We start from the raw sequence: 21,696 nt of genomic DNA, 5'->3' as shown, positions 1-21,696 counted from the left end.
AAAAGCTGTGAAGAAATTTTTTGGAATTATATTCATTATACTTTCATCTCTGACGATCTTATTATCTATATTATTAATATCCCAGGGAACCGAAATGGCTATTATTAGTACGATTATTCTTTTTATACCCGGCGTTATCGTACTTGTTACAGGAATTAAAATGTGTAGTCGACCTAAATTCCATCCCAAGGTTGATCATTATCACTACCATTATGACAATGAAGAGGAATATGATGATGAAGGGTATTATGAGGATGAGTACCACGATCATGAATACGAGGGACCGCAAGAACCTGTATCTGTGAATTGTTCGGGGTGTGGAGCCAAAGTAAAGGTATATCCGAATTTGTCTTCGGACTGTGAGTATTGCGGAACAACGATGAGGATCTCCTAGCTTAAATAATAGACATCTGACCATTTTGTTGATACGAGTTGTAACCACAGTTTGCTCTATTTGTTATTTGGAGGAATGAAGTTGAGAACGTTTTTTGGACTCTTTTTTATGTTCTTTGCAATTGCCATGCCGATCAGACTTCTTATGGAAGAGAATCTCATCGAAAGATTGGATATGGTTGTTGTCGTTGAATTTATTATTCTTGAATGTATTTTTTTGTATTTTGGTATTAAAATGCTGAGAAAAAAACGTGTCCCACAACGGAAATTTTATGGTGCAGACTATGGAAGTAATCTTGATCGCGAAAATGAAAATGTGCATGCTTATTCAAGTTACAATAGCAATACCGTTAGTTACACCAGTCACAATACAATCAACTATACAGAAATTAATACATCCGATGAGAAAGACACTGAAGAAAAGGTCGAGGAACCACAAAGGAAGGTTTCGGTGAGTTGTCCGGGATGTGGGGCGAAGGCGAAGGTATATCGGAAGCAATCCACGGATTGTGAGTATTTTGGAACAACTGTTGAAGCACTGTAAAATGGTTGAGAATGGATACGAAAAGGATAAAAGGCTGATTCCTACATGGAGTCAGCCTTTTATCTTTTAGCCCGTTTTGCGGATAAAAGTAAGAGAAAGAACCTCTTATCTCATTCATACTGAATCTAAAAAACTCTCCTGCGTTCAAACACTTCATCCAGCTCCTTGCGATTAACCTTAATAGCACTTGTCTGGTCAATTCCCGGTTGTGATTCCAGTTGATCCAACAATTCAACAAGGGCGTTATAAATTTCTTCACGTTCGATTGTATCAATAAAGTTGGCTTTGGCCTCCATTTGGTTAAACGTCTCGGTGTACACCTCCACTAATAACATCAGTTGTTTCTGTATAAGGTCCAAATCGCTCATATTTTGACTTATTTTTCGAATTTCCTTGAGGTGTTGTTTGTAGGTTTTAGCTGCTCTTTTGGCATGCGCTGCTTTGATGTGATCCCTTCCGTCCCAATCCCGAAAGGGATTGCTGAGATTTTCGGAAAGCCATTCCGGTTTGCGTGGTTTCCCAATCTCCAGATCGATTCGGGTTTGCGCCGCCTTTTTATAGTTTGCCTTAATGGATTTGGCGGCGTCTGAGGGAAGGCTGGTCAGCGAGAGTGTACTTAGTTCGGGAAACTGCTCGGGGCCAGGAAAATCTTCTCCTTTAAATCCAAAAAGATCGTTCAGGGATATGGTCTTCAAAGAGGTCAATTGCTGAATTAACTGTATATTGCTTACGTTGCCGGGTTTTCCCCACAATCTTAATTCAGTAAGCTCAGGATAAGTATGTACAACAGGCTGTAAATCAAGTTCCGTAATCTCTCGAACATGCAAACCTCCAAGCCGAGATAATGCTATAACCTGAGGCACAGTCGATGCTACACTCAACGTCATTCGTTGGCCATCTTCATAAGCATTCACATGCAAGTCAGGGGGCACGTCTCCCATGAAGCTCAGAAAGTCGATTCTGGAATGAAGAGTCAAGCTGTTCAAACGGTTCATATCCAGCACAAGTTTGGTTAGTTGTGTTTTGCTTAAATCCAGCGCGGATTGTCCGTGTTCATGAATATGAAGTTCATATATAAAGGGATTCTGCTCCAAAAAAGGAATGATGCCTTCCGTATATCCGTGCATTTCGATATGTGTAAGACAAGGAAACTGAACAAGTGCTGCGACATCCTCGGCAGACGTTGGTCTGAAGTTGCGCAAGATACTGGTATTTTTTCCCACCATTGCATCACCTAATGGAATTACACTATAGTCTTCGGCAGCTTGTTTGAAGTGTTCCCTTCGCGATTCATCGATGGCATCCCATTGACGTTGCCGGTATAGACTCTCTCCAATCTGCCACCCTGAGCTATAACTTCGGGTTTCTTCCGTTACGAGAGGAGCCCGATTACCAGCAAGAACATAATGCGGTGGAATCACAGCTTGCACGAAGCTGTGATCCCAATCGCCTTTCCAAAAATAGTAATTGCAGCTCAGTGGTTTCATATCCAGAAGTTCCGTTTCATCGGGCGGCTGATCTCCTGTCCAGTCCAATTGCAGGATTGCGGCAAGCTGGCGTGATCCCTTACTACCGGTTTCTTTCAGGCCAGTGACCTGGCAGGCAGCATATTGTTGTAAATTTCCGACGTATACACAGTAAATGTCTCCGACCGTTGGGACCATGTTGTGCTCCTTTCGTTATGCATGAATCAATGCTAAGCTTCTTGTAAACTAAGGATTTTGCAAAAAGATAATAAAAGAATTATATCAAAGGCGTTCAATCACATCCATTTTGGATAGAGCCGTATTTGAATCCATAGAGATCTAAACATTTAAGGGAGGTTATTTATGACTACAGGTATTAGCCGAAGTAAAACACTAGGTGAATTTTTGAAATCTCGGAGGAGCCGAATTCAACCAGAGCAAGTCGGGATCACCGGATCGTATGGACAGCGCAGAACGCCTGGATTAAGACGTGAGGAAGTCGCGGTACTTGCAGGTGTCAGTGCAACTTACTATACGTGGCTTGAGCAGGGGAGGGAGGTTAACGCGTCTCGAGAGGTAATGGAAAGTATAGCAAATGCACTCCAGTTAAGTGAGGAAGAGAAGGACCACCTATTTCGTTTATGGGACCCTAATGCAGAGCATGTATTCCCTGCCTCCTATTCACATCTCGAAGCGGGATGGCAGAGCATCATTAATCAACTTGCTTATCCTTCATTTATAACGAATGAGAGGTCTGAAGTACTTGCATGGAATGAGGCAGCGAATGAAAAGCTGTTCGACTTTTCCTCGATGAACGTGAACGACCGTGTGATGATGCGAATGTTATTTCTAGATGCAACGATCCGGGAACGTATGCATAATTGGGATGAATTTGCACGACATTCGGTAGCGGTGTTTCGTACGTACTATGACAAATATCCGGGCGAAGTTGAGTTTTCCAAAATAGTTCAACAGTTGAACGAGGATAGCACGGATTTTCAACACATTTGGAACCTGCACCAAATTAAACAGAAAAAGGTCAACCGGATCTTTCTCGAGAGAACAGATCGGACGGATGGCATTGCCCATGCCTATGATATCTTTTCCATGAGCAATCTCAACGAACAGTCAGGTATTCATTGTTGTGTGTACATCCCCGTTGTGGAGTGACAATAACGATCAGGGGTGGTAATTCTAGTACTAGCATAAACAGACTGTGGTTGGGTCTCTGTTCGTGAAATAGAATGAATACAAGTTCAATATCTTTCTATTTATTAACGAAAAGAGGGAACCACATGATCAAGACAAGAACGTTGGGAAGAGATAATTTGCAGGTATCCGGGCTTGGGTTGGGCGTGATGATGATGCCAGACAACCAAGAATCCGTTCATACAATCCAGGGTGCGCTGGATGCAGGAGTAACGATGTTCGATACAGCCGATCTGTACGGTGAATATGAAAAGCAGCGATTTGGAGGTAACGAAAAATTGCTTGGGCGAGCGCTCAAAGGGAGAAGAGCCGATGCTATTGTAGCGACCAAGTTCGGTATAACACATACCCAGGGCCCAAAGGGAGATCCGGCGTATATCAAAAAATCCGTGGATGCCAGTCTGTACAACCTGGGGATGGATTATATAGATCTCTATTATCAACATCGCCCTGATCCCAATACTCCAATTGAGGAAACGGTGGGAACACTTGCTGATCTGGTACAGCAGGGCAAGATTCGTTATATAGGTCTGTCTGAAGCGTCTGCAGAGACTATTCGTCGTGCGAATGCCGTTCATCCCATCACAGCACTCCAAACGGAGTATTCATTGTGGAGTCGTGAGCTCGAAGATGAGATATTGCCATTGCTCGGCGAGTTGAACATTGGGCTTGTACCCTACAGTCCATTGGGGCGCGGCTTCTTAACAGGTCAGATCCGATCGATAGACGACCTGCCGCAGGACGATTATCGTCGTCATTATCCACGTTTCCAGGGTGAGAATTTCGAGAAAAATTTAGAGGTGGTGCGCCTGATCCAAGAGCTGGCTATGCAAAAAGGATGCAGTGCTTCTCAGCTCGCACTCGCCTGGTTACTTGAAAAGGGAGAACATATCGTTCCGATTCCTGGTACTCGCAGTTTGGAGAGAGTTCACGAGAATCTTGGTGCTTTGCAGGTTTCTTTCACCAATGATGAATTGGCTGAGATTGAACGGATATCTCCCAAAGGATTCGCCGCAGGGGGAAGATACCCGGGGCTTGCTTAATATATTATGAAGTTACACAGGCGGTTAAAAATTGCAATGGAACCGTGTCCTCGGTATTATCTCCGCTAATTAGCGCATACAGTACAACAATGAGATGTATGCCTATAAGGAGGAAACAGCGGTATGACTAATCCGATTCTGCAAGCCCCGAATGTTCAGCTGGCGGCCGATTCGACAGCGGTGTTGAATTATCAGCGTGATTCGCGCAATTATATTACTCAGTTGTTTGGACCGCAGCTGCCTACGATCAAAAATGGTTTCTTCAATGTACACATGAGCAAAGGAATTATTGTGCAGCCACACTGGCATACAAATGTGACCGAGATGGTCGTTCTGATCAACGGGGAAATTACCACCTCTGTCTACGATCCGTTCAAGCGGGAGCGGATAAGTTATCACTTGAAGCCAGGTCAGGTTTCGATATTCCCTCAAGGATGGTTTCACTGGTTTGTGGCGGAGACCGATGATGTGCACTTGTTGACGATTTTTGACCAACCTACACCAGACATTGTGCTGGGGGCTGACTTCCTGGCTGCAACACCGCCTGAAGTTGCCCATCGTGCATACTGTATTGATGAGGAGGCGTACAGGACGGCAGTGGCATCCATCAAAAATGACGCTATTTTGGGACCGCCGATTGGTTGTGTAGATTCTGTTTCCGATCAGGCGATCAAAGCTTCTAAATCATCCAAAAACTCAAAGGGATAACGTTATCTCGTTCTCCTTTCAAATGACCGATTTCAGGCCCGTGACCGGAAAATTATCCGATTACGGGCTTAAATTTTGTTCCAATTAACACATTCCGAATTCTCTGTTAAGATAGGCATAACATTGGCTTGTTACAGTAGTAGCACTCAAAGAATGTGGAGGGACGATCCATGACCATGACTGAGCAGGAAATGCTGGAAACCGCGATGAGCTATGCACCTGTATTGATGTTTGATCGAAATGAACCCTTTTACCCGGATTTTGTAGGCGTTTCCATTCTGGATCAATCGGGACCTTCACCGTCATTTCAGCGGGAAATTCATTTTCCGGTGGAGGCAGTCCAATATGTGATTGAATTTTCGATTTGGTGGGATTATGAAATTGGGCATTTGTACGAAATGGAGCATGTTTGGATATATGTGGGCGATGACGGTGAAGTCGTGGATTGTGAAGCCAGCTTCCATGGCAGAGTACTTCGGGGATTGCTGAAGGATCGAGTTAATGTGGTTGGACGCCATGTGTGTCTATATTCGCAGCCAGGGAAGCATGCTTTTTCACCAATCCCTGTGGTGTTTGAACTGTTGCCAGATATGTATAGTGCAGCAGGCGCCAATGCGGGTTGTGACGGCCTGCTCGTGAACGAGATGTTCAGAGGTTATTTCGAAACCAATGAAGAAATTGACGCCAGCGTGCGGAGTTTTCTGCAGACCAAGGCGTTTGTTCCCTCAATGGAGTTTGAAGAGTTTTTGCTTGAGCCGAGTCTATTCATGCCCTGGGAGCAACTGTTTGCTATGATTCCTGAGCGAATTGAGAGCAGATTGAGAGAACTTGATTTAAGATGAGAAAAAGTGCTTCATCATCCTTTTGGGGTGAAGAGGCACTTTTTTTTGTAGACCTGTAGACCAACGAATCTAAACCGCCTTGAAAATGAGATCCATAAACCGGTTGGCTGCCAGGGAAATTGGCATATTACGCTTGGTCATGATGCCTACATGTGAAGGGGGCAAAGAAACATCCAACTGAATTTCGAAGAGAGAGCCTTCTTCCAGCTCTTTGGAAATAAATTCACGAGTGACATACGATATGCCCAATCCTCGCCGTGCAAATTCAATCAACAAATCCACACTGCCGACCTCGATCTCGGGTTTGAGTGTATAGCCATAGCTATTGAACAGTTCCGTAATTGCCATCCGAACCCGGCTGTTTCTGGAGAAAAGAATCAGTTGATGCTCCAGCAGCATTTCCAAAGTCATAACTTTATCCTTCAGTTGAGCATAACGTTCGCCCGCGACAAAGCAGTCTTTGAGCTGGATACTTTCCCTGACCTCAAGTTGCGGATCAACAATGGGCATCCGCACAACACCCAAATCAATTTTGCCTTCTTTCAAAAACGTGATGACTTCCGGCGTTGTCCCATGACTTAGATGTAGCTTGATGTTAGGGTAGAGCACATGAAATTCTTCCAGATAGGACAGCATGTAATGCTTGAACAGCGAATCACTGCCACCAATCCTTAGTTCTCCGTTGTCTAAACTCTTCAATGCAGCCATTTTCTCCTCGGCCAGCGAGATCAGAATCTGGGATTGTTCAATATAGGAATACAAACTTACACCTTCCTGTGTTAGAGCAACTCCTTTGGAATTCCGGTAAAACAACGTAAGACCAAAACTTTCCTCCAGCTGTTTGATGGCGTGACTGACACTAGGTTGAGTAATATATAGCGCTTTGGCGGCTTGGGTTAAACTGCCTGTTTTGGCAGCCCAGTAAAATACCTTATATAATTCATAATTTGTTGTCATAGATATCGTCTATAGCTCCTGTGAAATATATTAATTACTTGTATGGCTATGAAACGTATTATAGTGTAACTACAGCAAAGAAACCAGAGTTACTTGGAAGGAGAATAGTGAGATGGAACCAACGAGCATTATTTTATTTGGTGCGACTGGCGATTTAGCCAAAAGAAAAATATATCCAGCATTATATAATTTATACATTGAGAAGAAACTTCCGGAATCCTTCTCGCTGATTGGCTTGGGACGCAGAGAATGGTCTGATGAATTCTTTCAGGCACAAGTGGAAAAATCATTAAATGAATTTTCCAGACGCCCTGCTGATCCTGAAGTTGTGAAATCATTTGTGCAGGCTTTCCGTTACAGTGTATTGAATATAAGCCATAAGGAAGATTATATAGAGCTGTTAAATTTAGTGGAACAAAGAGAGGCTGAACTTGGCATTCCATCCAATCGTCTGTTCTACCTTTCGGTTGGTCCAGAATTCTTCGAACCCATTGCAGAGAACATTCAGGGTAGTGGACTTGGATCAACTGAGGGCTGGAAACGCCTTGTGATCGAAAAGCCATTTGGACATGATCTGCAATCGGCTCGTGACCTGAATCGCAAATTAAGCGAGGCGTTCACCGAAGAAGAAATTTATCGGATTGACCACTATTTGGGCAAACCGATGGTGCAGCGTCTTGAAACCTTGCATCAAAGTAATCCGATCATGAAGGCATTGTGGAACAACCGTTATATATCCAATGTGCAGATCACCGCTAATGAGACTGTTGGCGTGGAAGAACGGGCATCCTATTATGATCATGTAGGCGCCGTGCGTGACATGTTCCAGAATCATATGCTGCAATTGCTTATGATGATGGCGATCCAGCTTCCATATAATAGCACCACGGAAAAAGTCGGTTTGAAGAAAAAACACATCATGGAATCCATCCAGCCACTGCAAAAGCAAAACGTGGGTGCAAGTGTCATTCGCGGACAGTATGCTGCAGGAAACATTCAAGGCAAATCCGTTAACGGATATGCAGCTGAACCGGGTGTTGCCGAGAATACGATGAATGATACTTTTATTGCTGCCAAATTGCAGATTGATGACTTCTTCTGGCGCGGAGTACCTTTCTATATCCGTACCGGTAAACGAATGAAGGAAAAATCAACTCGCATTGTCATCGAATTCAAGGAACCATCCGGACAGGCTAACGTGGTTAACGGTTCCAAACCGAACCTGCTTGTGATTGAGATGAGTCCTGACCAGAGCATGACGCTGCAGCTGAATGCGAGCGACCCGCAAAACAAAGGGGAGTTCAAACCTGTTCATATCGATCTGTCACCAGATCGTGAGGATCTGGCCGAGGCTTATGAGAACTTGATTCATGACGCATTGCATGGTGATCCAACGTTCTTTGCCCATTGGGATGAAGTAGAACTGTCTTGGGCTTGGGTACAACCTATTCTGGATGCATTCCAGGAGAATTTGCTCCCACTTCATCTGTACCCGGCTGGAAGTTATGGACCAGCAGAGTCGGATGAGATGCTCGCTGCGGAAGGGCACCATTGGTGGTTTGACCAACCTGCCGATCAGCAGGCTGAAGATGATATTGAAGTTCCTTTGGCTGTTAATGCAAATCTGTAACAAAAAAAAAACAATAAAACATATCCCTTGGAGGTAATTGAATATGAAATTTTTCATCGATACAGCAAACTTGGTAGACATCAAAAAAGCATACAAAATCGGCGTCCTGTCTGGTGTAACAACGAATCCTTCTCTGGTAGCCAAAGAAGGCGTGAAATTCGAAGACCGCATTGAAGAAATTTTGCGTGAGGTACCTGAAGTTGAATCTGTATCTGCGGAAGTAACACCAGATGCAATCACAGCTGAAGAGATGATTGCTCAAGCAGACGAACTGATCAAAATCAATAACAACGACAAAAACATCACAATCAAGCTGCCAATGACACTTGCAGGACTGGAAGCTTGCCGTTACCTGACCAAAAAAGGTGTGAAAACCAACGTAACGTTGATCTTCACCGTGAACCAGGCGCTGCTTGCTGCTCGTGCCGGTGCAACATATGTATCCCCGTTCCTGGGACGTCTCGATGACATCTCCGAAGATGGCGTACAATTGGTTGCCAAAATTGCTGAGCTGTTCCGTACACATAACCTGGATGCACAAATTATTGCGGCTTCTGTAAGACATCCGGACCACGTTACACGTGTAGCAATGGCAGGAGCACATATTGCTACTGTTCCATTCTCCGTCATTGAACAAATCTCCAAACACCCGCTGACAGATCAAGGCATGGAGAAATTCGCAGCAGACTGGAAAAAAACAGTTCAGTAATAAAGGATTGTTGATCTCGAATTTTAACCTACTATATATAAAGAGTATTGGGAGGACATAATGAGTAAACAACAGATCGGTGTCATCGGACTTGCAGTAATGGGTAAGAACCTTGCCCTTAATATTGAAAGCAAAGGATTCTCGGTATCGGTATTTAACCGTTCCCCGGAGAAAACGAACGATCTTCTCAAAGAAGCCGAAGGCAAAAACCTGACAGGCGCATTTACGATTGAAGAGTTCGTAGCTTCCCTGGAATCCCCACGCAAAATCCTGATCATGGTTCAAGCAGGTAAAGCAACGGACGCTACTATTGAACAACTGCTGCCACACTTGGACCAAGGCGACATCATCATTGATGGAGGTAACGCATACTTCCCTGACACCCAACGCCGCAGCAAAGATCTGGAAGCCAAAGGTTTCCGCTTCATTGGTGCTGGTGTATCCGGTGGTGAAGAAGGCGCGTTGAAAGGCCCGGCAATCATGCCAGGCGGACAAGAAAGTGCGTATGCGCTCGTTGAACCCATTCTGACAGCCATTTCCGCTAAAGTAGGCGACGATGCTTGCAGCACATATATCGGACCAGATGGTGCCGGACACTATGTGAAAATGGTGCACAACGGTATCGAATACGGGGATATGCAGTTGATCGGAGAAGCGTATCATTTGCTCAAATCCGTGCTGAATGTTTCCGTTGAAGAATTGCATGCAATCTTCTCTGAATGGAACCAAGGCGAGCTGGATAGCTACCTGATTGAAATCACGGCAGACATCTTCTCCAAATACGATCCGGAAACCGGCAAACCAATGGTTGATGTCATTCTGGATGCAGCTGGACAAAAAGGGACAGGTAAATGGACAAGCCAAAGCGCGCTGGATCTCGGCGTACCATTGTCCATGATTACGGAATCCGTATTTTCCCGTTTCCTGTCTGCAATGAAAGATGAACGCGTAGCAGCAAGCAAAATTTTGAACGGACCAGCAACTGAAGCATTCTCTGGCGACAAAAAAGCGTTCATCGAAAATGTGCGCAAAGCGCTGTTTGCAAGTAAAATCGTATCTTACGCACAAGGTTTTGCTCAAATGCGTGCAGCTTCAGATGAATATGGCTGGGATCTGAAATACGGCAACATCGCCATGATATTCCGCGGTGGCTGCATCATCCGTTCGCAGTTCCTGCAAAACATCAAGGAAGCATATGATAAGGATGCAGCACTGAAAAACCTGCTTCTGGACCCATACTTCCAAAACATTGTTGAATCCTACCAAGGTGCATGGCGTGAAGTCGTTGCAGCTGCGGTAACTCAAGGAATTCCGGTTCCTGGATTCTCCAGCGCGTTGTCTTACTATGACAGCTACCGCACTGAGCGTTTGCCTGCAAACCTGTTGCAAGCACAACGTGACTACTTTGGCGCTCACACATTCAAACGTGTGGACAAAGAAGGTTCATTCCACTTCCAATGGATGGACACTAACGAGTAATATGTAATTCGAGATCATTCAGCATTCCTGTGCTCGTTCATGATGTTTTAGTCATGAGCGGACGCAGGAATGTTTTTTTATTCAAATGACAGGCTATGGATTGACGTATCGGCTGATATATAATGATTGGAATTTAAGTATCCCAAATTGTAATAAAATGTACGCATCTGAGGGATGGAAACAGATGTCCTGACCCCTTTAACTGCGTTATACTTGTTCAGATGGACTGGAATTCGTTTAAAGAGAAAATTCAGCAATCAACTTATTGACGTGGAGGTTAACGGAGGCATGTTCGTACTTGCAGGCATCTTGTTTTTGGTTGTGTACGGTTTATTAGTGTTTTACATAGGATGGAGCGGCTGGAGTTGGATGAAGCCTGTCGTATCTGCTAGATTTCGTTGGTTTTACATAGTCGCGCTTGTATTCCTCGCAGTTTCATTCATACTGGCACGGTTGTTTGGAAGTGTTTCCTTCCTTAGTGTAATTGGTTCTTACTGGCTTGCGATCTTTTCTTTGCTGTTATTGATTCTGCCAGTGGTTCATCTAACGTTATGGTTACTTAGACTAACCCGTATTCCAAGACATTACGCTCATAAATGGGCAGGTGTGGTCACCCTCGTGCTGTTGCTGTCCACGCTGGGCTATGGTATCTATAACGCCTATAGTCCAGTCGTAAGACAATACAACATTCAGATTGATAAAAAAGTGGAAGGTGTCGACAGCCTCAACATTGTTATGGCTGCAGATATGCACTTTGGTCTGTTGTCCGGTCCTGCTCATGCTAAACGCATGGTGGAAGAAATTAACGCACTGAAGCCGGATCTGGTGCTCTATCCTGGTGATATTATCGATGACAACCTGGATATGTATCTCAAGAGTGGGATTGCGGATATTATCAGCGGCATTCAGGCCCCTTATGGAGTGTACGCCTCACTGGGCAATCACGATAAGTATAATGGTCCGATCGAGGATCTGATTGCTGCTCTGGAGAAGAGTAATATGCAAGTTCTGTATGATGATAAAATTACATTGGATGACAAGATCACTCTAATTGGACGCAAAGACCGAACAGAGAAGGATCGGGCAGAAGTAGCAACATTGATGCAGAATACCGACTTGAGCAAGCCTGTGCTCATGATGGATCACCAGCCTTATGATTTGGATATTGCGGAGCAAAACCATGTAGATTTAGTAGTGTCTGGTCACACCCATCGTGGTCAGATCGCACCCGCTCAGTTTATTACACAGGCCATATACGAGAATGATTGGGGTTATCTTCAAAAAGGGTCCATGCACTCTATCGTGACCTCTGGTTTCGGCTTCTGGGGACCTCCGATTCGTACAAGCAGTCGATCCGAGATTGTACAGATTCATGTGACGTTCCAGCAATAATTAGCGATATTAGTAACAGTGAGCCCTTCGGAAGAAGGGCTTCTATTTGTGCTCAAGGCAGATGAGTTACCGTGAAAAGAAAACATTTCCATTTTGAGTAGAAGACTTCTCCAGTTTGTTTCTGTATCAACATGTACATATTAAGACTGCATACCTTCACTCGTGGAACTGTAGGGAAATATTTCTTGAAAGCAAGACAAAGTAAAATAGCAGTGGTAGCATTTTGGGTTGACACCGTTTTCAGGTTATGATAAATTATATCCGAGGCTTGTTACCGGTAATGCGGGCAAAACCACTATGGAAATGATTTTATTATTTCTATTTTGGTTTTGCCCTTTTTTAATCCTCAAAAAAAACAGGTGGGTCCATAATGATTATTAAACAGATATTTAATAACAATATTGTCAGTACAGTGGATGACAAAAATCAGGAACTGCTGATCCTCGGCCGGGGTATCGGGTTTAAGTTCAAGGCAGGCGATGAGATTGATGAAGAACGGATTGAGAAAGTATTCCGTCTTCAGGATGCATCAATCTATGAGAAGTTCAAGTCCATTGTCACGGAAGTGCCGATTGAAATCCTGCAGGCGACAGATGATATTGTGACACTGGCACGTACGCAATTGAACAAAACCATCAGTGACGGGATTTATGTCTCACTGTCGGATCACATTCATTTTGCTGTCCAGCGTCTGGAAAAGGGAATGATTACACGAAATCCGCTCTCCTGGGAAGTGCAGCATTTCTACAAGGCCGAGTTCGACGTGGCCCGGGAAGCGCTCACCTTGCTGAAGGAAAGACTGGATGTGGAGTTTCCCAAGGATGAAATTTGCAACATAGCGCTGCATTTCATCAATGCGGAAGTCAATGATTCCATGAACGATGTTACTCATTTGATGCAGCTTCTTCAGGAGATCATGAACATTATCAAATATCACTTCAATGTCGAATTGGATGAAGATAGCGTCAACTATTTCCGTTTCATTACTCATTTGAAGTATTTCTGCCAACGGGTAATTACTCACTCGTCACATGACGATGCGGAGGAGTATTTATACGAGGTCGTACGGAAAAACTATCCCGAAACCTTCAAATGTATCGGCAAGATTGAGACTTTTATCCATAAGAACTATCAGTATGATATGACTCATTCAGAACAGTTGTATCTGACCCTTCATCTGGAGCGGTTAATGAAACCGAAGCGTGACCAATGAAATATCAGCACATGAACCAGAACCTAACTAAATATCAAATGGGCTTGTTACTGTTCAATCAGGCAATACCCGAATGAATGACACGTAGAAGACGTGGCTATTTGTTCGGGTATTTTTTATTGGAAAAATGAGGAGGAAATGATCATGAAACATCAGGAAACGGCACAGGAAATCATCAAAGCCGTTGGGGGAACAAACAATATCAACTCGGTGTATCATTGCGTCACACGACTGAGATTTGATTTGAAAAATAACGATAAAGTGGATAATAACTCACTCAAGAAACTGGATAAAGTCATGGGAACGAATATCTCAGGAGATCAATTCCAGGTGATTATCGGTAATGACGTGTCGAAAGTATTCGATGCTATGGTGAAGGAACATCCGGCAATACAGCAAAGTTCAGAAAATAAACAGCCTAAACCGGAAAAAAGTAAAAATGTGATTCTCAATATTTTTGAGACAATTGCAGGTGTCTTTGCACCAATGCTGCCAGCGATTACAGCTGCGGGTATGCTCAAAGGATTGCTTGCATTATTCGTATCCCTGGAGTGGATGTCAGCAGGTACTGACACGTACCGTATCCTTTCCGCTATTGGGGATGGAGTATTCTACTTCCTTCCATTGCTGATCGCGGTTAGTGCCGCTCGTAAATTCGGCAGTAATCCGTTTGTAGCCATTGCGCTAAGTACTGCGCTGATGTATCCCGATATGGGCGCATTGCTATCCAGCGGTGAATCGGTTGCCTTTATTGGCATTCCGGTAACAGCTGTTAGTTATGCGTCATCGGTTATTCCGATTTTGCTTGCCGTATGGTTAATGTCCTATGTTGAGAAATGGGTTGACCGCGTTATCCCGGCAGCATTGAAGCTTCTGCTTGTGCCACTGATTACCTTGCTTGTCATGGTTCCGGTAACGCTGATCGCAATCGGTCCACTGGGTACATTTGTAGGTAGCGGCTTGTCTGGCGGTATTAACTGGCTGCTGAACGAAGGCGGTTTAATTGCAGGGATTGTTCTGGGCGGCGCGATGGCGCTCATTATTATGACAGGTATGCACTATGCGCTTGTACCGATCATCCTGAGTAATATTGCTACATTAGGCTTTGATAAATTCTTGCCACTGACGTTCATCTCCAATATGGGGCAGGCCGGAGCGACGTTGGGCGTATTCTTCCGTGCAAAAGACAAAAAGCTCAAAACAGTTGCATTGTCCACCAGCTTCACAGCTCTGATGGGTGTAACCGAGCCAGCAATGTACGGCGTGAACATGAAATATAAAAAACCGTTTGCCGCTGCGATGATTGGTAGTGCAGTGGGTGGCGGATTCGCTCTTGCTTTTGGAGCCAAAGCTTATGTGCTTGCGGGTAACGGTGGTCTTCCTGGTCTACCATCCCTGATCGGACAAACCTTCTGGTATTCCTTTGGTGGTATGATTCTCGCCTTTGTAGTGGGTGCAATTATGTCTACTGTGTTCGGGATCAAGGAAGAAGAGGGCGACGCAGAGGCGTTGGCTCAATTCTCACCAGGCGCTTCTACAGCACCAGCGGCAGCACCTTCCAGCAATGCTGCAACCGTGAACGTGGACGATATGGGTGCTCCAACACCAACAAGTGATGCGGTAGCCGTTGCACCGATGACGGGTAAAGCGATCGCACTTAAAGAAGTTAATGATCCAACGTTTGGCGATGAATTGATGGGTAAAGGTGTGGCATTTGTTCCAACGGTGGGCGAACTGGTGTCACCAGTTACAGGTACCATCATGAATGTGTTCAAAACGAAACATGCGATCGTGGTCCGCAGTGATAACGGAATGGAGCTTCTGATCCATGTGGGGATCAACACCGTGAAACTGCGCGGTCAGTATTTTGAAGCCCATGTCGCTACGGGAGCACGAGTACAGGCTGGAGACAAGTTACTCACGTTTGAACTTGATCAAATCGCCAAGGAATATGACATTACAACGGCGATGGTCGTTACGAATACAGCAGATTACAAGCAGGTTCTACCTGTGAAATTGGGTGCAATTACGACAGGTGAAGAAGTCTTGAAAGCTGAAATTTAAAGTATAAAGACGAAATAAAGACGACATCAATAAGAAGAGGAGAGATACGCATGATCAATCGACAAGGGTTTCCAGAAGGTTTTCTGTGGGGCGGCGCAATTGCCGCCAACCAGGCTGAAGGTGGATTTGATGCAGGGGGCAAAGGCTGGTCCACGGCGGATATGGTTCCTTATTTTGAGAAGAAGGATTACACCAACCTTAGAGAACTGATGCACGTGACCAGTGCAACGGTTGAGAAAGCGATGGCTCACCACAGTGCGAAGGGATATCCGAAGCGTTACGGTATTGATTTCTATCATCGCTTCAAAGAGGACATTGCGTTATTCGCTGAGCTGGGTTTCAAGACATTCCGTCTTTCCATCAACTGGCCGCGTATTTTCCCGAACGGGTACGATGCGGAGCCGAATGAAGAAGGATTACGTTTCTATGATGAAGTATTCGACGAATTGCGGAAGCACAATATTGAACCTCTCGTGACGCTCTCTCACTATGAAATGCCAATGTCATTGGTGCTGAAGTACAATGGCTGGGCAGGACGGGAAGTTATCGGACATTTTGTAAGATACGCCGAGACCGTAATGAATCGCTACAAAGACAAGGTGAAATACTGGCTGACGTTTAATGAGATCAACACGACCATTATTGAGCCATTCACGGGTGGAGGCATCATTGAAGATCGTGTCGATAACGTGATGCAAGCTTCCTATCAAGCACTTCACCATCAGTTTGTTGCCAGCAGTCTGGTAACGCAGAAGGCGCGTCAGATTAACCCGGACTTCCAGATTGGCTGTATGCTTGCGCGCATGATTCACTACCCGGCAACGTCGAAGCCGGAGGATGTATTGCAAGCTCAGATCGATAATCAGCTGAATCTGCTGCATACCGATGTACAGGTGCGAGGCAGTTATCCAACCTTTATGGCTCGTTATTGGGCTGAGCATGGCATTTCCATTGCGATGGAACCTGAAGACGAAGCGATTATGAAAGAGCATACGGTTGATTTCATCTCGTTCAGTTATTATACATCGCTGGTATCCGCAGTGAATCCGGAGGAATATGGGGTAACTGGGGGCAACCTGTACAGTACGATTAAGAATCCGAATCTGGAGCGTACAGAATGGGGCTGGCAGCTTGATCCGATTGGACTTCGTGTGGCGTTGAAAGAGCTGTATGATCGTTATCAATTGCCATTGTTTGTCGTGGAAAACGGACTCGGTGCTAAGGATACGGTAGAGGCCGATGGTTCCATTAATGATGATTATCGGATTGATTATCTGAGAAAACATATTACACAAATGAAAGAAGCAGTCATGGATGGGGTAGACCTTATGGGTTATACCAACTGGGGTGCGATTGATATCATCAGTGCGTCCACTTCGGAAATGTCCAAGCGTTATGGCGTAATTTATGTCGATCAGGACGACAACGGACAAGGCACATTGGATCGCTATAAGAAAAAGAGCTTTGGTTGGTATCAAAAGGTTATCGCTACGAATGGCGAAGATTTGGGTTGATTTCGGGGGCAGTCCTTGCGCAGCAGTTATTGCGGCGCAGGGGCCGCTTTTTTTTGAGCTCAAAAAGGATAGCGCTGTTACAACGATGATGATATACTGTGATCCTATTGGAGGGGATAAAGATGAAGAAACCTATTATTGCTGTAGATATGGATGATACAATATGTCATCTGGTCAAGCGAGCCATCTATCATAACAACATCAACTTCCCAACCCATCCGCTGCGATATGAGGATATGATACATTGGGATACATCCCACATGCGCCATCCAGAATGTACGCATGATGTATTTTACGGTCGGCCAGGGCTGTTTGAGGAACTGGAGATTTACGATGAATATGTAGTAGAAGAGGTGGAAAAGCTCCATCAAGCCTATGATCTGCTGATCCTAACGGCGGCTGAGCCCAAAACGGTTGTGGAGAAGTGGAATTGGCTCCAGAAGCATATGCCCTACATATCTCCAGAACAGTTTATAACCTGTAAACGGAAAAACTTGATTAACTTCGATCTGTTAATTGATGATGGAGCACATAATCTGATACCCGCGATGAATGACGGAAAAAAAGTCATCTGTATCCCTCATCCATGGAATATAAACGAACGGGAGCAACATCAGTTTCCGTTGATGACCTCATGGAAAGGTGCAAAGTCTTATGTGGATCGTCTGCTTGAAACAGAAGCTGCAGAGAGCAAGTTTGATTCTGTAAAGAGATGAACCCTGAGAGAGGAACGGAAGGCAGAAACACTTAATTCAATGGTTCAGCTCTGAAGTTCCTGCGATAGCCCTGCGGGGTTTCTCCTGTAATTCGTTTAAAGACGGCGTAAAATGAATCTACATCCCGGTAACCTACAAGTTCAGCAATTAAACTGACTTTATGTTGTGAATTCTTTAGCAATTCACAGCTTTTTTGTATGCGCAAATGTTGCAGATAGGCACCAAACGACCGCCCGGTATGGGTCACAAACATCCGCCCAATATGTCTTTCGCTCCAACCAGAAATACTCACCAGTTCGCTTAGACGGATTCGTTCGTTAACATGTTGGTCCAGGTAATGAAGGATATGTTCCATATCAGTCGCATTTTCCTTCTCATTGCAGGTAGCTTGATGGATCTGCCTGTAAGTTGTCACGACGAGTTGACTAACAAGCGTGTACAGGATCGTGGAAGAGCCGATTCCCGGAACGGCAGATTCGCGGTACAGCTTTACCATTAATTCTTCCATCCGTTGGCTGTAATCTGTGATGGATACATAAGGAACCCGATTCTTTTCCAGATCTGTCAGATGGTTTCGAATCTCCTCCTCCTGAATAATAATGGACAGGGTGTGGATCAGTTCGGAATTGAACAGACAGTTATAGATAATGAGTGGATGCTCTGATACATTCGCTGTAACCGGGCGGAATACATGAGGAACGCCGACCGGAATGACAAATAACATCCCTTTGTGTACCGGAATAATATCTTCACCAATGTGGTGAAAGCCCTTTCCTTCAGCCACGTAACTATACTCAACAAATTCGTGTGTGTGAAAAGGAACCACAAAATCCTCGGAACATCGGTTCACGAACAGCTTCAGATTATTCTGGAAAAAGGATTCACTCTTGAACAGTTGTACGGTTGGATTCACGGAATAGCCTCCTTGGTTGGAATGACCAGATTACCGGGTTAAACTGTCCTCATTGCCGGGTATTTCCGATCACAGAATCGATATAATTATATCGTAACCTTGAATTGGAAACCACGATGGAAAGGGATGTTTCTCTGATGTTGACCGTAAGTCATCTGCGTTGTGAGTATAGAATAAATCCGATTGGACTAGATATCACGTCACCCAGATTAAGCTGGCATTTGCAATCCGATCACAGAAATTGTGTACAGTCAGATTATCAAATTCAGTTGTCACGGACGGAAGATTTTGCTCAGATTGAGTGGGATTCCGGCAAAAAAAGCTCTGATCAGTCCATTCATGTTGAACTGGAGCACTGGGTGCCCGAAGCACGAACCCGCTACTATTATCGCATTCGTGCCTGGGAACGTGCAGGAGATGAATCGGACTGGTCGGAGACAGCGTATTTCGAGACGGGATTCATGGGTAGTGAAGATGCCTGGCAGGCGGAGTGGATCACAGTCGATCCTTCCTCTCAGCAGGATGAGTCTTGCCCACGTCTGCGTACCTTGTTTGAACTGAAAAAGCCTGTAGCTTCGGCAAGAATATATGTGACTGCACTTGGATTGTACGAACTTCATCTGAATAACCAGCGAGTGGGCGAAGCATACTTCACCCCGGGCTGGACCAGTTATAGTAAGCGGTTGCAATATCAGGTTTATGATGTTACCGATCAGCTTCAGAATGGACAGAATATACTCGGTGCTTATCTGGGAGATGGCTGGTACAAAGGACATTTGGGATGGGAGAAAAAGCAGAAGATATACGGTACGAATGCAGGCTTGCTGCTGGAACTTCATATTCATTATACCGATGGTTCAGAAGAACATATTATTTCGGATCGAAACTGGAAGAGTTCCCCCAGCGCCATTCGCAGCTCGGACATTTATATGGGCGAAACGTATGATGCACGTATGGAATCTGAATGGCAGGATTCATCCTCAGTCCAATGGTCGGCGGTACGTGTGCTGGATTACTCGAAGGAGATTATTATTGCACAAGAGAACGTTCCCGTCACGCCATTAGAGCAAATTAAACCTATCGCCTTGCTTACAACTCCACTGGGTGAGCATGTGCTGGATATGGGACAGAATATGGTCGGTTGGGTGAGATTCAGTATTCAGGGTGAGACGGGGCATATGGTTGAGTTGCGGCATGCCGAGATATTGGATCATAAGGGTAATTTCTACACTGAAAACCTGCGTGGTGCAACGCAGTGCATTCGTTATACCCTAAAAGGCAGTGGAGTGGAGACATATGAGCCACGTTTCACATTTCAGGGATTCCGTTATGTGAAGTTGATTGGATTTCCGGACGAGATTCGGCTCGAGGATTTCACTGGTGTAGTTCTTCATTCCAATATGGAGCGAACCGGTGATTTTAAAAGCTCCAGTTCACTCGTGAATCAGCTTCATCACAATATATTGTGGGGGCAAAAAGGGAATTTCGTTGACGTACCGACAGATTGTCCGCAGCGTGATGAGCGGCTGGGCTGGACAGGAGACGCGCAGATGTTTATACGAACATCCTCATACCTGATGAACACGGCGCCTTTTTTCACCAAATGGCTGAGAGATTTGCAGGCGGATCAGGGGGAGGATGGAGGCATTCCTTTCTACGTTCCTGATTTGAGAAGTTCCACGTCAGACGGATGGGGGGACACGAATCATTCTTCTGCTGCCTGGGGGGATGCCGCAGTGATCTGTCCATGGACGATCTACGAGATGTACGGTGATGTCAGGCTGTTGGCCGAGCAATATGACAGCATGAAGCGCTGGATTAATTACATTCATGCTCAAGGAGAGAATCCTTACTTGTGGAATACTGGCTTCCACTTCGGGGATTGGCTCGGGCTGGATTCCAAGCCGGACAGCTATATTGGGGCTACAGATAAGGATTTCGTAGCAACTGCATTCTACGCCTATTCTGTTTCTCTAACACGGAAGGCTGCTGAGGTGTTAGGGCAGGCGGAAGATGTAGCTTATTATGATAATCTGCATGACAACATTGTTGCTGCCTTTCAAGATGAATTTGTGACACCTGCGGGCAAACTTGCAGTTCCCACTCAGACCGCGCATGTTCTTGCTTTGCATTTTGACCTATTGGATTCTGCAGCTCGGAAACGTACCATTGATCAATTGGGAAAACTGGTTGCGGACGCTGGAAACCACTTGACCACCGGATTTGTTGGAACACCTTATCTGAATCCGGTATTGAGTGATACAGGACATCATGATCTGGCCTATACGCTGCTCTTTCAGGAAGACTATCCATCCTGGTTATACCAAGTGACACAAGGTGCGACTACGGTTTGGGAGCATTGGGACGGAATCAGGGAGGATGGCAGTCTGTGGAGTGCAGACATGAATTCCTTCAACCATTATGCTTACGGCGCCATAGGGGAGTGGTTATATCGTTATGTTGCCGGAATTAACACAGATGAGCAACAGCCCGGGTTCCGCATCGTACACATCGAGCCCAAACCAGGACCAGGACTGGAGTGGGTCGAAGCGAGTTTCGAGACCATGTACGGTTCTGTCACATCCAACTGGTATCGCCGCGATAATAACGAGATGGAGGTTCGTGTGACCATTCCTGCCAATACGACGGGCACGGTCCTTCTTCCTGGAGCAGATGTGCAGACAGTTCTGGAGAACGGAAAAGCTGTGGACCAAGTAGCGGACATTCATGAAATTAAAACGCAGGGATCGGATGTACGAATTGCTCTGGGATCAGGAAGCTATCAATTCACATACAAGGTAATTAAAGCAGATCAGGAAGTGCACGCACAACAGGTAGAATCAGTATAACTGGTGTGCATTAGAGGAATCTGCAAACAGGATCGTGAACTAATATAATAGCGAA

At 45.1% G+C, this 21,696-nt stretch carries 18 protein-coding genes; 15 read left to right on the top strand and 3 right to left on the bottom strand.

The genetic code is table 11. The annotated features are described in order from the left end of the window. The first annotated feature begins 7 nt into the window (after window positions 1-7). Window positions 8-394, top strand: coding sequence for a hypothetical protein (locus ACDJ58_RS17965; RefSeq protein WP_413372225.1), 387 nt, complete (start codon window positions 8-10; stop codon window positions 392-394). An 81-nt stretch (window positions 395-475) separates the two neighbouring features. After that, window positions 476-937 (top strand): hypothetical protein, encoded by a 462-nt coding sequence (locus tag ACDJ58_RS17960; RefSeq protein WP_413372224.1) that lies wholly within the window; start codon window positions 476-478, stop codon window positions 935-937. A 125-nt stretch (window positions 938-1,062) separates the two neighbouring features. Here the strand turns inward: ACDJ58_RS17960 and ACDJ58_RS17955 are convergent, their stop codons facing one another. Then, complete coding sequence (locus ACDJ58_RS17955; RefSeq protein ID WP_413372223.1) at window positions 1,063-2,601, bottom strand: hypothetical protein; 1,539 nt, start codon at window positions 2,599-2,601, stop codon at window positions 1,063-1,065. A 165-nt stretch (window positions 2,602-2,766) separates the two neighbouring features. Here ACDJ58_RS17955 and ACDJ58_RS17950 point away from each other — a divergent pair, with 165 nt between their 5' ends. From ACDJ58_RS17950 to ACDJ58_RS17935, 4 genes are all read left to right on the top strand, one after another. After that, window positions 2,767-3,573 (top strand): helix-turn-helix transcriptional regulator, encoded by an 807-nt coding sequence (locus ACDJ58_RS17950; RefSeq protein WP_413372222.1) that lies wholly within the window; start codon window positions 2,767-2,769, stop codon window positions 3,571-3,573. Window positions 3,574-3,701: 128 nt separating this feature from the next. Next, entirely contained in the window at window positions 3,702-4,655 is a 954-nt protein-coding gene (locus ACDJ58_RS17945) for an aldo/keto reductase (protein WP_413379725.1), read from the top strand. A gap of 123 nt (window positions 4,656-4,778) precedes the next feature. After that, entirely contained in the window at window positions 4,779-5,363 is a 585-nt protein-coding gene (locus ACDJ58_RS17940) for a cupin domain-containing protein (protein WP_063563127.1), read from the top strand. 170 nt (window positions 5,364-5,533) lie between these two features. Continuing rightward, window positions 5,534-6,205, top strand: a complete 672-nt coding sequence (locus tag ACDJ58_RS17935; protein WP_413372221.1) for a hypothetical protein — start codon at window positions 5,534-5,536, stop codon at window positions 6,203-6,205. Between the two features lie 69 nt (window positions 6,206-6,274). Here ACDJ58_RS17935 and ACDJ58_RS17930 read toward each other — a convergent pair whose 3' ends face one another. Beyond that, the gene (locus ACDJ58_RS17930; RefSeq protein WP_413372220.1) at window positions 6,275-7,162 is read right to left on the bottom strand and encodes a LysR family transcriptional regulator; all 888 of its coding nucleotides are present in this window, start codon (window positions 7,160-7,162) and stop codon (window positions 6,275-6,277) included. Between the two features lie 112 nt (window positions 7,163-7,274). Here ACDJ58_RS17930 and zwf point away from each other — a divergent pair, with 112 nt between their 5' ends. From zwf to ACDJ58_RS17890, 8 genes are all read left to right on the top strand, one after another. Then, window positions 7,275-8,792, top strand: coding sequence for a glucose-6-phosphate dehydrogenase (gene zwf, locus ACDJ58_RS17925; protein WP_413372219.1), 1,518 nt, complete (start codon window positions 7,275-7,277; stop codon window positions 8,790-8,792). Window positions 8,793-8,835: 43 nt separating this feature from the next. Next, window positions 8,836-9,501 carry a fructose-6-phosphate aldolase gene (fsa, locus tag ACDJ58_RS17920; RefSeq protein WP_079693978.1) on the top strand — a complete coding sequence of 222 codons (666 nt, stop codon included), beginning with the start codon at window positions 8,836-8,838 and terminating at the stop codon, window positions 9,499-9,501. Window positions 9,502-9,561: 60 nt separating this feature from the next. Then, window positions 9,562-10,980: an NADP-dependent phosphogluconate dehydrogenase gene (gndA, locus tag ACDJ58_RS17915; RefSeq protein ID WP_413372218.1), complete on the top strand. Its 1,419-nt coding sequence runs from the start codon at window positions 9,562-9,564 to the stop codon at window positions 10,978-10,980. A gap of 288 nt (window positions 10,981-11,268) precedes the next feature. Continuing rightward, window positions 11,269-12,372, top strand: coding sequence for a metallophosphoesterase (locus ACDJ58_RS17910; RefSeq protein WP_413372217.1), 1,104 nt, complete (start codon window positions 11,269-11,271; stop codon window positions 12,370-12,372). Between the two features lie 370 nt (window positions 12,373-12,742). Beyond that, the gene (gene licT, locus ACDJ58_RS17905) at window positions 12,743-13,585 is read left to right on the top strand and encodes a BglG family transcription antiterminator LicT (protein WP_062328359.1); all 843 of its coding nucleotides are present in this window, start codon (window positions 12,743-12,745) and stop codon (window positions 13,583-13,585) included. Window positions 13,586-13,729: 144 nt separating this feature from the next. Further along, window positions 13,730-15,649 carry a beta-glucoside-specific PTS transporter subunit IIABC gene (locus tag ACDJ58_RS17900; protein ID WP_413372216.1) on the top strand — a complete coding sequence of 640 codons (1,920 nt, stop codon included), beginning with the start codon at window positions 13,730-13,732 and terminating at the stop codon, window positions 15,647-15,649. A 50-nt stretch (window positions 15,650-15,699) separates the two neighbouring features. Then, window positions 15,700-17,163, top strand: coding sequence for a glycoside hydrolase family 1 protein (locus ACDJ58_RS17895; protein WP_163759729.1), 1,464 nt, complete (start codon window positions 15,700-15,702; stop codon window positions 17,161-17,163). Window positions 17,164-17,285: 122 nt separating this feature from the next. After that, window positions 17,286-17,879: a 5' nucleotidase, NT5C type gene (locus ACDJ58_RS17890; protein ID WP_413372215.1), complete on the top strand. Its 594-nt coding sequence runs from the start codon at window positions 17,286-17,288 to the stop codon at window positions 17,877-17,879. Between the two features lie 31 nt (window positions 17,880-17,910). Here the strand turns inward: ACDJ58_RS17890 and ACDJ58_RS17885 are convergent, their stop codons facing one another. Further along, entirely contained in the window at window positions 17,911-18,792 is an 882-nt protein-coding gene (locus ACDJ58_RS17885; RefSeq protein WP_413372214.1) for a helix-turn-helix domain-containing protein, read from the bottom strand. Window positions 18,793-18,929: 137 nt separating this feature from the next. Between ACDJ58_RS17885 and ACDJ58_RS17880 the strand changes: the two genes are divergently transcribed. Beyond that, complete coding sequence (locus tag ACDJ58_RS17880) at window positions 18,930-21,641, top strand: family 78 glycoside hydrolase catalytic domain (protein ID WP_413372213.1); 2,712 nt, start codon at window positions 18,930-18,932, stop codon at window positions 21,639-21,641. The last annotated feature ends 55 nt before the right edge of the window (window positions 21,642-21,696 follow it).

The sequence above is a fragment of the Paenibacillus taichungensis genome (assembly GCF_047302525.1).
In the GTDB taxonomy this organism is placed as follows: Bacteria; Bacillota; Bacilli; order Paenibacillales; family Paenibacillaceae; genus Paenibacillus; species Paenibacillus taichungensis_B.
This window is presented reverse-complemented; position numbering and strand designations above follow the sequence as displayed.